The organism is Pseudoalteromonas prydzensis (assembly GCF_011050055.1).
GTDB lineage: Bacteria > Pseudomonadota > Gammaproteobacteria > Enterobacterales > Alteromonadaceae > Pseudoalteromonas > Pseudoalteromonas prydzensis_A.
On the sequence record NZ_DRGM01000030.1, the window covers coordinates 1 to 12,030 of the forward strand.

A 12,030-nucleotide genomic window follows, 5' to 3' on the forward strand; every position below is an offset into this window, starting at 1 on the left:
AGCGCGGAAATTTCAGTGATGAAGCAAGGTGCAATTTTGATCAACGCCTCACGCGGCACTGTGGTTGATATTGACGCCCTAGCCGAAGCACTACGTGATAAAAAAATCAGCGGCGCTGCCATCGACGTATTCCCCGTTGAACCAAAATCAAACGACGAAGAATTTATCTCGCCACTGCGCGAATTCGACAACGTCATTTTAACGCCGCACATCGGTGGTTCAACCCAAGAAGCGCAAGAAAACATCGGTATTGAAGTAGCGGGTAAACTAGCTAAATACTCAGACAACGGCTCAACGATTACTGCTGTTAACTTCCCTGAAGTGTCACTACCAGAGCTTGCTAACCGTAGCCGTTTATTGCACGTACACCACAACCGCCCAGGCGTGTTAACTCAAATTAACCAAGCGTTTGCTCAGCACGGCATCAACATCGCCGCGCAATACTTGCAAACAGACGAAGCGATTGGTTATGTAGTGCTTCGGCTAGGGCGTCAATATCAACCACAGTGCCGCGTGAGGCGTTGATCAAAATTGCACCTTGCTTCATCACTGAAATTTCCGCGCTACCAATTAGGTTTTTAGTTTGCGGTGTTTCAGGCACATGTAAGCTGATAACATCGGCGCGTTGCAGTAGCTGCGTTAGGTTATGCACTTGGGTGGCATTACCTAGAGTTAGCTTGTCTTCAATATCGTAAAACTCAACGTTCATACCGATGTTTTCAGCCATGATACCTAGCTGCGTACCAATGTGGCCGTAACCAATAATACCTAGCGTTTTACCACGGGCTTCAAACGAGCCATTGGCTGTTTTTAACCAACCGCCGCGATGAGCAATAGCGTTACGCTCTGGAATACCACGGAACAATAGTAAAATCTCACCTAGTACTAGCTCAGCAACAGAGCGGGTGTTAGAAAATGGTGCGTTGAAAACCGCAATGCCGCGTTCACGAGCTGCGTTTAAATCAACTTGATTAGTGCCGATACAAAAGCAGCCAACAGCGACCAGTTTTTCAGCGGCATCTAATACCGCTTCGGTAATATGAGTGCGAGAACGCAGGCCTACAAAGTGCACATCTTTGATGCGCTCAAGTAGTTCGTCCTCAGGTAATGAGGTTTTTACATAATCAATATTGCTGTAGCCGTTGCGTTTTAGCGTTTCAACAGCACTTTGATGCACACCTTCAAGCAAAAGGATTTTAATTTTGTCTTTTGCTAACGATACCTTACTCATATCCTCATCCTATTTATCTAATTTGCGGCCCATTTTTGGTACCGATAATCACTTTATCTGCGCCACGCTGGGCAAATAAGCCATTGGTTACTACGCCAACAATTTGGTTAATTGTCAGCTCTAAATCTTTTGCTTGGCTGATAGACAAGTTATGCACGTCTAAAATAACGTTGCCATTGTCTGTCACTACACCTTGACGATAAACAGGGTCGCCGCCTAGTTTTAGTAATTCACGGGCAACATAACTGCGTGCCATAGGAATAACTTCTACCGGCAGTGGAAATTCACCTAAGGTGTCCACTATTTTTGTTTCATCAACAATACAAACAAATTGTTTAGCCACTGCTGAGACGATTTTTTCACGGGTCAATGCCGCGCCACCGCCTTTGATCATTTCGTTCAGTGCGTTGATCTCATCGGCGCCATCAATGTAGACATCTAGGCTATCAACATCGTTTAATTCATAGACTTCAATGCCGAGTGCTTTAAGCTTTTCGGTTGAAGCATCTGAGCTCGAAACAGCACCGACAATGGTGTCTTTTACCGAGCCTAAGGCATCAATAAAGTGGTTTACCGTTGAACCGGTACCCACACCTACTATGGTGCCTTCTTTTACAAATTCGAGTGCAGCCCAAGCTGCTGCTTTTTTTAATTCATCTTGTGTCATTGTTATATGCTCAATAGGTGAGAGAGATTGCCATTAGTATATAAATAAAATGCTTACCAATGGTAGATTTTCTGCGGTGTGATTATGTAATTTAATGGTACGTCCCACGATTCAACCGGTAAACTTTTAACATGTTGACATTGATGTGCAAGGCCAATCAGTTGTGGTTTTTGCCAGTTTTCTTGTTCGTAGCGCGCCAGTGTTTTATCATAAAAACCACCCCCCATCCCTAATCGGTTGCCGTTATCATCAAATGCCACTAATGGCATCAGCAGATAATCAAGCTCCGCAAGTGGGCATATCTGACTACAATTTAACTTGGGCTCCAAGATACCATAGCGGTTTGGCTTCATGGGTGAATTTTCTTCATAGAGCTGAAAGTACAAAGTAGTGCCATTAAAGGGGTGGATAACCGGCAGGTAAAGATGGTGATTTTTACTCCAAAGGTCTTTTATTAACAATGAGGTATCAAGTTCTGCGTCATTGCTAAAATAAATGCCTATATGGGCGTTTTGGGTCTTTTTTTGTTGTTTTAAGTGTTGAGTAAAATTCACTTTAAGTGATTTTGCCGCAATTTCTTGCTCAGATTTTGACAGTAAATTACGTGCTTTACGGATTTGTTGGCGGATCTGTGCTCTTTTTTCACTCATTATTATTTTTGGCGTACCTGTTAGTTGTCCTAAACACTGAATAAATCAGGAAATGCAAACGATAATCCCAATAGCACGAGCAAGATAACCACCATTGCAATTAGAGAAAACAACAACACGTTACTGCGCTTTTTAATTGGGGTGGTTAATTCTTCGTCCAGTAGCAGGTCATCATTTTGCCAATCCTCATCTTCATCAGCATTTGCTTGTTGTTGGGTAGTGGATAGGCGCTGCTCTAAGTCATCGAGTTTTTCTTCGATACGAATTAAGCTGCTAGTGATGTAATCAAGGGCGTTAAAAATTCGTTCATCGCGCTGGCTTGATGTTTCATTATCGCTGGCAACTGTGCTGCTAGCTGTGCTTGTTTCAACTGGTTGCAGCTTACTTATGACGCCGACACTAGCAAGTAATTTTGCTTGTTTTAGCGCTTTTTCTTTTTCACAAGGGGCAAACAATGGCTTGTTGTCAAAAAAAGCGGCCACTTTTGCTGTGGGGGCTTTTAGTTTAGTTGCCAATTGGCTGATCGCGTGTGCTTGGTCAGTATTTTGCGCAAGACCTGCAAACATAACACGGAAGTTTTCTGCCATTTTTGTTTTCCAAAACGTAAAATCAATGGTTTGAGTATATACCTAAACGTTTACATGTTGCGAAAAAAAGCCCGTAATAAACGGGCTTTTTTTAACTAAATGAGCCTGCGTAATGTTTAATATTTTGCAGCTTCACCTTCTTTAGGTAATGATTTTAAAATGAAATCTCGTAAATCATTGTTTGAGCTTTCTAGATCAGCATGACGTAAATACATCATATGACCACTGCGGTAGCCTTTAAAGCTCAAGCGCTCACGCATTTTGCTGCTTGGATCCAGTTGCCACATAGTGTACTTGGCATCAAAGTAATTGGTTGCGCCATCAAAATAACCTGATTGGATCATCACATTGAGGTAAGGGTTTTGCGCCATAGCTAAACGTAAATTTTCACCGGTGTTATTATTTGTACGGTCCCACGGGTGCACATTGCCAAACAAGTTATATTTAACATCTGTTTTATAGTTTAGTTCATCACGTAAATAGTGATTAATCGCCGGTGTAAATGAGTGTAGCCATGACGTAAGCTCAGCCCAGTAATCAGGAGATTCGCCCGCATCACGTTTATCAATACCTAAGTAGCGAGAATCTAAACGGCCTACAGTTTGGCCACGTTCACGCAGTAACTCTTTCCAGAAAAAGTTATTTGGAATATCGAGGTTGTTTTGTGCAACAAACTTTTCAGATACACCGGCATATAAAGCCATTTGTTTGATGATGGCTTGTTTTTCGTCAGCGCCAAGAAAGCCGCCTTTGGCGATAGCGGGCAATAATTTGTTAACTGTGAATTCTTCTACCTCAGGGAGTAACTCGTCTAAATCTTTTGCTTGCAGTGCTGGACTAAGTGCTTTGTGATACCAAGCTGTTGCTGCAAAGTAAGGGAGACGGTTAGCAGCTTCTACAGGGCCTTCACGTTTGATCCCAATGTCAGTCGGAGACACTAACACCACACCATTAACGTACATCCATTGGCGGTTTTGCAGCTCATGAGCAAGCCCTGACACACGGGTTGTGCCATAGCTTTCGCCAATTAAAAACTTAGGTGAACGCCAGCGCTCGTTGCGTGACACAAAGGTATTTAACCATTCGGCTAAATATTTTATGTCGGCATTAACACCAAAAAACATTTTTTGTTGTGCATCTTTACTTGGCAGTTCGCCTTTGTCGTTTTCAAGGATGCGAGAATAACCGGTATTGACTGGATTAACATAAACGATGTCGGCAACATCAAGCACTGAATAAGGATTGTCTTTTATACCATAAGGTTGAATAGGGTAGCCTTCGTCATCAATTTTTAACACCCGTGGGCCAGTATAGGCAATGTGCATCCATACTGAAGCAGAGCCTGGGCCGCCATTAAATGAGATCAGCAATGGGCGCTTCGTTCTATCGTCCACTTTATCGCGGGTATAATAGGTGTACTGTAAGGTCGCAATAGCATCGCCTTTGTCATCCCACACCGGCTGCGTGCCTGTGGTTGCTGTATATGAAAAACGCTCGCCATTGATGCGCGCTTTATGCTCTGTGATAACTTTGCTGTCAACATCAATGCGACGTTGGTTTTCTGCATAACTGGTGGTACTGACACTTAAAGTAAGTACAGCCAGTGAGAAACTAATGATACTGATAAGCTTCATGGTGGATCCTTTAAACAATTGTTAACCCATTAAAGATAATTTTTATGCAAATAACAAAGAGAATGAGACTAGACGCCAATATTAATCGGTAGGAGGTAGACAATAATATTATCTGTAAGAGAAGCACTGTGCTTTTATGCTTATATTTGCAGCAAGATATTTTGCTCAAGGCAATAATAAGGTATATTTCATACTTAGTTCTTACTTTATTCGTAAATAATTTATTTCGGCAATGTCCGCTGTCGTGTTGAGAAGATATATGCAAAGAGTGTTAGTAGTTGAAGATAGTAAAGTTGTCCAGCAAGTATTGCGACACTTATCGGCTCATTATCTTGATGTTGCAATTGATTTTGCTTGGTCACTGGCACAGGGCAAAGAGTTTATTGCAAAACATCAGTACACACTGGCCTTAGTTGATTTAACACTGCCTGATGCGATGAATGGTGAAGTAGTTAAATACACCCTAGAGCACGAAATTCCTACTGTGGTGCTCACATCTACGATTGATGAATATAAACGTCAGCAAATATTAGAGCTTGGGGTGGTTGATTATGTAATAAAAGATAATCGTGACTCTTATCATTATGCAATTAAATTAGTGGCGCAATTATTACGCAATCAAGGTTGTAAGGCTTTGATCGCCGATGACTCTTTATTAAGTCGTTCATTAATGAGACAAATGCTCGAAAAGCAGTTGTTTGATGTGCAAGATGCGCATGATGGTGAACAAGCGTTACAAATACTAAAAAGTGATCCAGAGATTAAACTATTGCTGACTGATTATGCGATGCCGACCATGGATGGTTTTGAGCTTGTCAAAGCGGTGCGCAATATTCGTGGTCGTGATGATTTAGCAATTATAGGTTTATCTGGTGCGGGTAAACATGGCTTATCTGCTCGGTTTATCAAATTTGGTGCAAATGACTTTTTAACAAAACCCTTTATGAATGAAGAGTTCCATTGTCGTGTATTGCAAACGATGGAGCAGCTTTCTCTTATCGCAGATATTAAAGAGAGTGCTTTTCGTGATGATTTAACTAACCTTTATAATCGCCGCTATTTTTACCAATTTGCCGAAAAACTGTTAAAAGAAACATCGCGCAATAATAGCTTAGCGTTACTTGATATTGATTTCTTTAAAACGATTAATGATAAATTTGGTCATGAAGCGGGGGATCAGGCACTAAAGCAAGTAGCGTCGTTACTACGCAGTTCATTTAAAGGTTATACGGTTGCCCGGGTTGGCGGTGAAGAGTTTGCGGTTGTGTTAGCTGATGTAGGATTAGATCAAGCTTATTCGTTGCTAGATGCGTTTAGAGTTAGGTTATCAGAGTATGACTTTGTGATAGATGGTCATGCATTTGCAATTACAGTGAGTATTGGTTTAACCAAATTCCAAAATGTGACTTTAACCAGTGCCATGCGGTTAGCGGATAAAGCGCTGTATCAAGCGAAAGAGCAAAATCGCGACTGTGTGGTAAGGCAAAATTAGGCTGCTGCACCAGCACAGTTAAGATGTTAAAAAAATGCACCTATATGGTGCATTTTTTATATCAGTAATTTATTTTTATTATGTAACTAGTTGTTTTTTAATTATTTAAAATAGTGGCACAAAGGTTGGATTATCTTAGCAAACAGGATAACAATAAGCGTCCGAAGGGGGCCACTATGAAAATGATTAGTGCAATAATAAAGCCATTCAAATTAGATGATGTGCGTGAAGCGCTGGCTGATTTAGGCATTGAGGGAATGACGGTTGTTGACGTCAAAGGTTTTGGTCGTCAACGCGGTCATACAGAGCTGTACCGTGGAGCTGAATATCAAGTTGATTTTATTCCAAAAATCAAACTTGAGATTGCTACTCGTACCGAAAATTGTCAAAGGGTCGTTGAGACCATTACCAAAATAGCTTCAACAGGCAAAATTGGCGACGGCAAAATTTTCGTTTACGACTTAGATCAAATTGTCCGTATTCGTACGGGTGAATTAGATGAAGAAGCAATTTAAGGGGGCTTTATGGAAAACACGATAGTTGAACTCAAGTTTTCGTTAGATACATTTTATTTTTTAATATCGGGTATTTTAGTGATGTGGATGGCGGCTGGTTTCGCCATGTTAGAAGCGGGCTTAGTTCGTTCAAAAAATACCACTGAAATTTTAACCAAGAACGTGGCACTTTATGCTATCGCATGTACCATGTTCTTATTGGTTGGCTACAACATTATGTATGTAGACAACGCTGAAGGTGGCTTAGTGCCTTCGCTTGGTGCGCTAATTGGCACTCAAGCTGCTGATGCAAATCATTCTTTAGAGTCAGACTTCTTCTTCCAAGTGGTATTCGTGGCAACGGCTATGTCGATTGTATCGGGTGCGGTTGCGGAACGTATGAAGTTATGGGCTTTCCTTGCTTTTGCCGTGGTATTAACTGGCTTTATTTACCCAGTTGAAGGCTACTGGACATGGGGCGGTGGCTTCTTATCTGAAATGGGCTTTGTTGACTTTGCAGGCTCTGCTATTGTTCACGGCACAGGCGCTGCTGCTGCACTGGCTGGTGTATTAATGCTAGGTGCTCGTAAAGGTAAATACGGTAAAAATGGTGAGATCTACCCAATTCCAGGTTCTAACTTACCACTGGCTACATTAGGTACATTTATTCTGTGGATGGGTTGGTTCGGCTTTAACGGCGGCTCACAGTTACTTATCTCTGATGCTGAAAATGCCACTGCGGTTGGTCAAATTCTACTTAACACCAACGCTGCTGCAGCAACGGGTGCAATTGCAGCACTATTCGTCTGTAAAGTGTTATGGGGTAAAGCTGATTTAACTATGGTACTTAATGGTGCACTTGCAGGCTTGGTTGTTATCACTGCTGACCCATTATCACCATCACCTTTATTAGCTTGTTTACTCGGTATTTTAGGTGGCTCATTAGTGGTATTTAGCATTGTTGCGCTAGACAAAATTAAAATTGATGACCCAGTTGGTGCAATCTCAGTGCATGGTGTATGTGGTATTTTAGGTATTATTTTAGTACCAGTATCAAATGCTGAAGCAACGATAGTTAACCAGTTAATCGGCTTAGTATGTATCTTAGGATTTGTATTTATTGCCTCACTTATCGTGTGGGGAATACTGAAGAAAACCATGGGTATCCGGGTAACAGAAGAAGAAGAACTAAACGGCATGGATCAACACGATTGTGGTATTGATGCTTACCCTGAGTTTGTTTCGGTACGTAGTAACTAAGTAAAAATTTTTAAAATCATTGTGTGTTCAAAACAAAGTCCTAATTTCGATTAGGACTTTTTTTGGTTTCTAATAAACGTAAAACTGATTGATAAAATTCAGAATATTCAGGTAGGAAAATAATGATTTAGTGTCTATTCTTTAAATGACACTAATTACAATTGAAGGGCAAACTATGGATAACAAATTACTCTTGATCATTCTGTCGATTTTTTTACCTCCTGTGGCGGTATTCTTAAAAGCAGGAGTAGGTAAAGACCTGATCATCAATATTATCTTATGCTTTATCTTCTTTATTCCTGCGATGATCCACGCGCTGTGGCTGTGTACTCGTTAGAATTGGCTAACTCGTATTGTGGTTAAGTAGTTTCAGTCAAGGTTAATTTTGCAGGTGTTAGCGTGTATGCTAAGCTCGCACCTGTAAATTTAACTCTGGAAATAAATAGCAACGTCAATGGCTGATAAAAAAGATTCCCGCTCTAGTAAAACTCCATCGAAACGCCCGGCCAATAAAGCCTCAACGACTGCGTCTAAGACTGTGAAAAAAGCACCGACTAAAAAGGCGCCGGCAAAAAATATAAAAAAACGGGGTATTGGTCGTAAGATTTGGTCTATTTTTTGGAAGCTCAGCTTAGCTGGCATTATTGCCATGGCTTTATATTTAATCTATCTAGATGCCAAAATCACCCGTCAATTTGAAGGCAATAAATGGCAGCTGCCAGCACAAGTCTATGCCAGAGCAATGGGTTTTTACCCAGGCCAGTTTTTATCTAGCCAAGAAGTGGTGTGGGAACTCGATAGGTTAAATTATTCTTCGGTGAATAAGCTCAGCCGTACCGGGCAATATGTAAAAGCGGGCGATAGTATTAAAATCTTCCGTCGTGAATTTGAGTTTTATGATGGTTTAGAGCAAGCACAAGTTATTGAGCTGCGTTTTGCGGGTCAAAAACTTGCCAGCATTAAAGATAAATTTGGCAGACGCTTAAACAGCGCTCGATTAGAGCCAGTACAAATTGCACGTATTGGTAATGATTCCAAACAAGACCGCGAGTTTGTGCCGCTGGATAAGTTTCCACCAATGTTAACAGATACACTGTTAGTGGTTGAAGATCAGAATTTTTACCAGCACCATGGCGTATCGGTGTTTTCGATTATGCGTGCTTTATACAGCAATATAAAAGCAGGGCGAACAGTTCAAGGTGGTAGTACTTTAACGCAACAGTTGGCAAAAAATATTTACTTAACCCGTGATCGTACGCTGATCCGTAAATTCAACGAAGCGCTGATCGCCTTGATTTTAGATTATCGCTATTCAAAAGATCAAATCTTAGAAGCTTACTTAAACGAAGTATATCTTGGCCAATCGTATAACCAAGGTGTGCATGGTATGGGCTTAGCTTCCGAGTTTTATTTTTCTAAGCCTGTCGATGAGCTTGAGTACGATCAAATAGCGTTACTCGTTGCTATGGTTAAAGGCCCTTCATATTATAATCCGCGCCGTTACCCTGAGCGCACTATGGAGCGCCGTGATTTAGTGCTGCGTTTAATGGTTGATAATAAATTAATTGATACCCGCGAATACCGTGCTGCATTAAAGCGGCCAATTTCGATTGCACCAATGAAGGACAGCTTACCTAAATCATACCCAGGTTATTTAGAGTTGGTGGATCGTGAGTTGAAAAAATTGCTACCTGATCAAGAAGTACTTGATGCCGGCGTGCGAGTGTTTACTTATTTTGATTTACAAAAACAAGCAGCAATGGAAGAGGCTATTGAAAAAAGCCTACCATACCTTGAAAAACGCAGCACCACAGAGCAGCTTGAAGCGGCGATGATCTCAGTTAATGTAGAAAAGGGTGGGGTATCTGCGCTGGTGGCTGGACGCGATCCTCGCTTCTTAGGATTTAACCGCGTTCTTGATACAAAACGTAATATAGGATCATTGGTTAAACCAGCGGTGTATTTAACTGCATTGGGTTTACCACACTATAATTTAGCGACGCTGCTAGATGACTCACCAGTGCAAGTGACTAATGAGCAAGGCAAAGTGTGGCAACCAGAAAATTTTGATCATCAATATCGCGGCACGCTACCGCTTTATAAAGCGTTTAGTCAAAGTATCAATATTCCAGTGGTGAACTTGGGGCTAGATGTTGGGGTGGATAAAGTCGCTGATACACTCAATAAACTCGGCGCTAAAGAGCAAATATCACAGTATCCATCATTACTGCTCGGTGCTGTTGAAATGTCGAGCTTTGAAGTTGCTCAGCTTTATACCACGTTGGCGGCTGATGGCGAATATCGCCAATTAACATCTATTTCGGCATTAACCGACTCAGTAGGCCGTGTGCTTTATCAGCATAATATCAGCTCAGCGCCGCGCTTTGATAAAGCCGCGGTGTATATGACTAAATATGCCATGAAACGGGTGACTAAAGACGGCACTGCAAAACGCTTAAATGCCCATTTTCCGTCGATTCAACTTGCAGGTAAAACCGGCACCAGTAATGACTTACGTGATAGTTGGTATGCAGGCTTTGATCAAAATACAGTAACGGTTGCATGGCTTGGTCGTGATGATAATAAAAGTACTGGCTTAACGGGCAGTGTTGGCGCATTGGAAACCTATATTCGTTATCTTAAGCCGCTCAACCCTGAGGCAATCGCTGATACACGCCCACCTTCTATTCGTTGGGCATTTATCGACGAACTAACTGGTAAACAAGCGCCTCCGGGCTGTGGCAAGGTCATTCAGCTACCACTGAGGGCCAGTGAATTTGAGCCAAGGCCAAGTTGTCAGAGATAAATAGGTAACCAGAACTTAGGTTATTTCGCTCATAAAAAAAGCCCTTGCGGGCTTTTTTTATTGCATAAATTTACAACTTAAAGCTTAGCAAACGCGCGTTCGGCAGCGGCGATGGTGTCGGCGATTTCTTGCTCTGAGTGTTCAGAGCAAACAAAGCCAGCTTCAAATGCTGATGGTGCTAAATAAACACCTTCTTCAAGCATTAAGTGGAAGAACTTTTTAAAGCGCTCTAAATCACATTGGGTCGCTTGTTGGTAAGTGGTTACTTTTTCTTGATCAGTAAAGAAGAAGCCATACATACCACCGGCGTAGTTAGTGGTCAGTGGAATACCGGCTTTTTTCGCGGCAGCTTCGAAGCCGTCACAGATAGCTTTACTTTTCGCTTCAAGCTCAGTGTGTAGGCCATCAACACACAAAAGCTCGAGTGCTTTTAAGCCTGCCGCCATGGCGATTGGGTTACCTGATAGTGTGCCTGCTTGATAAACAGGACCTACTGGCGCAATGTAATCCATGATCTCAGTTTTACCACCAAATGCGCCTACTGGCATGCCGCCGCCAATCACTTTACCTAAACAAGTTAAGTCAGGAATGATGTTGTAATAGGCTTGTGCACCGCCAAGAGCAACGCGAAAGCCGGTCATGACTTCGTCAAAAATAAGTACTGCTTTGTATTCATCACATACCGCACGCAAACCTTCTAAAAAGCCTGGTACGGGTGGAATACAGTTCATGTTACCAGCAACGGGTTCTACGATAATGCAGGCGATTTCGTCGGCGTACTTGGCGAAAATAGCTTTTACTTCGTCAAGGTTATTAAACGATACCGTTAAGGTGTGCTTAGCAAAATCTTCCGGAATACCGGGTGAGTTTGGTACACCCATTGTCAGTGCGCCTGAACCTGCTTTTACTAATAATGAATCTGCGTGACCGTGGTAACAGCCTTCAAATTTAAGTATTTTGTCACGGCCAGTAAAACCACGCGCTAGGCGAATTGCGCTCATGGTCGCTTCAGTACCTGAGCTTACCATGCGTACTTTTTCGATTGATGGCACTAGCTGTTTTACTTTTTCAGCCATGAAAATCTCGGCTTCAGTGGGGGCGCCATAGCTTAGGCCGTTTTCTACCGCATCAAGTACCGCTTGTTTGATGGCTGTTACCACGGTCACGCAGATTCATTATTAGTAAAAGCAGGTTCAGGCGCACTGACAA

At 42.0% G+C, this 12,030-nt stretch carries 10 protein-coding genes and 2 pseudogenes; 6 read left to right on the forward strand and 6 right to left on the reverse strand.

The features are described 5' to 3' along the window. Nucleotides 1-525: NAD(P)-dependent oxidoreductase (locus ENH88_RS02395; protein WP_304179051.1), on the forward strand; the 525-nt coding region annotated here is incomplete at its 5' end. Here the strand turns inward: ENH88_RS02395 and serA are convergent. The 5 genes and pseudogenes from serA to ENH88_RS02420 all read right to left on the reverse strand — a co-directional run. Beyond that, a pseudogene (gene serA / locus ENH88_RS02400) lies at nucleotides 458-1,231 on the reverse strand (phosphoglycerate dehydrogenase); the annotation flags it as partial. The gene ENH88_RS02395 and the pseudogene serA overlap by 68 nt on opposite strands. 13 nt (nucleotides 1,232-1,244) lie before the next feature. Next, nucleotides 1,245-1,898, reverse strand: coding sequence for a ribose-5-phosphate isomerase RpiA (gene rpiA / locus ENH88_RS02405; RefSeq protein WP_304179053.1), 654 nt, complete (start codon nucleotides 1,896-1,898; stop codon nucleotides 1,245-1,247). Nucleotides 1,899-1,951: 53 nt separating this feature from the next. Further along, entirely contained in the window at nucleotides 1,952-2,548 is a 597-nt protein-coding gene (locus ENH88_RS02410; RefSeq protein WP_304179054.1) for a 5-formyltetrahydrofolate cyclo-ligase, read from the reverse strand. Between the two features lie 29 nt (nucleotides 2,549-2,577). Next, on the reverse strand, nucleotides 2,578-3,135 hold the full coding sequence (locus tag ENH88_RS02415; RefSeq protein ID WP_304179056.1) for a hypothetical protein: 558 nt from the start codon (nucleotides 3,133-3,135) through the stop codon (nucleotides 2,578-2,580). Between the two features lie 116 nt (nucleotides 3,136-3,251). After that, nucleotides 3,252-4,769: a S10 family peptidase gene (locus ENH88_RS02420; protein ID WP_304179058.1), complete on the reverse strand. Its 1,518-nt coding sequence runs from the start codon at nucleotides 4,767-4,769 to the stop codon at nucleotides 3,252-3,254. Between the two features lie 259 nt (nucleotides 4,770-5,028). On the opposite strand from ENH88_RS02420, the gene ENH88_RS02425 reads away from it, so the two are divergent. The 5 genes from ENH88_RS02425 (at nucleotide 5,029) to mrcB (ending at nucleotide 10,821) form a co-directional block, all read left to right on the forward strand. Then, the gene (locus ENH88_RS02425; protein WP_304179059.1) at nucleotides 5,029-6,261 is read left to right on the forward strand and encodes a GGDEF domain-containing response regulator; all 1,233 of its coding nucleotides are present in this window, start codon (nucleotides 5,029-5,031) and stop codon (nucleotides 6,259-6,261) included. Nucleotides 6,262-6,437: 176 nt separating this feature from the next. Then, nucleotides 6,438-6,776, forward strand: coding sequence for a P-II family nitrogen regulator (locus ENH88_RS02430; RefSeq protein ID WP_016708666.1), 339 nt, complete (start codon nucleotides 6,438-6,440; stop codon nucleotides 6,774-6,776). Nucleotides 6,777-6,785: 9 nt separating this feature from the next. Continuing rightward, a complete protein-coding gene (locus ENH88_RS02435; RefSeq protein ID WP_304179063.1) occupies nucleotides 6,786-8,015 on the forward strand; it encodes an ammonium transporter in 1,230 nt (409 codons plus the stop codon). A gap of 175 nt (nucleotides 8,016-8,190) precedes the next feature. Next, nucleotides 8,191-8,352, forward strand: coding sequence for a YqaE/Pmp3 family membrane protein (locus ENH88_RS02440; protein WP_084448088.1), 162 nt, complete (start codon nucleotides 8,191-8,193; stop codon nucleotides 8,350-8,352). A gap of 117 nt (nucleotides 8,353-8,469) precedes the next feature. Further along, nucleotides 8,470-10,821 carry a penicillin-binding protein 1B gene (mrcB, locus tag ENH88_RS02445; RefSeq protein WP_304179067.1) on the forward strand — a complete coding sequence of 784 codons (2,352 nt, stop codon included), beginning with the start codon at nucleotides 8,470-8,472 and terminating at the stop codon, nucleotides 10,819-10,821. 77 nt (nucleotides 10,822-10,898) lie between these two features. Here mrcB and hemL read toward each other — a convergent pair. Beyond that, a pseudogene (gene hemL, locus ENH88_RS02450) lies at nucleotides 10,899-11,972 on the reverse strand (glutamate-1-semialdehyde 2,1-aminomutase); the annotation flags it as partial. Nucleotides 11,973-12,030 lie beyond the last annotated feature (58 nt).

What these genes read in the sequence shown, in the direction of transcription:
- rpiA (WP_304179053.1), bottom strand. Translation starts at nt 1,898, where the DNA reads ATGACACAAGATGAATTAAAAAAAGCAGCAGCTTGGGCTGCACTCGAA.
- ENH88_RS02410 (WP_304179054.1), bottom strand. Translation starts at nt 2,548, where the DNA reads ATGAGTGAAAAAAGAGCACAGATCCGCCAACAAATCCGTAAAGCACGT.
- ENH88_RS02415 (WP_304179056.1), bottom strand. Translation starts at nt 3,135, where the DNA reads ATGGCAGAAAACTTCCGTGTTATGTTTGCAGGTCTTGCGCAAAATACT.
- ENH88_RS02420 (WP_304179058.1), bottom strand. Translation starts at nt 4,769, where the DNA reads ATGAAGCTTATCAGTATCATTAGTTTCTCACTGGCTGTACTTACTTTA.
- ENH88_RS02425 (WP_304179059.1), top strand. Translation starts at nt 5,029, where the DNA reads ATGCAAAGAGTGTTAGTAGTTGAAGATAGTAAAGTTGTCCAGCAAGTA.
- ENH88_RS02430 (WP_016708666.1), top strand. Translation starts at nt 6,438, where the DNA reads ATGAAAATGATTAGTGCAATAATAAAGCCATTCAAATTAGATGATGTG.
- ENH88_RS02435 (WP_304179063.1), top strand. Translation starts at nt 6,786, where the DNA reads ATGGAAAACACGATAGTTGAACTCAAGTTTTCGTTAGATACATTTTAT.
- ENH88_RS02440 (WP_084448088.1), top strand. Translation starts at nt 8,191, where the DNA reads ATGGATAACAAATTACTCTTGATCATTCTGTCGATTTTTTTACCTCCT.
- mrcB (WP_304179067.1), top strand. Translation starts at nt 8,470, where the DNA reads ATGGCTGATAAAAAAGATTCCCGCTCTAGTAAAACTCCATCGAAACGC.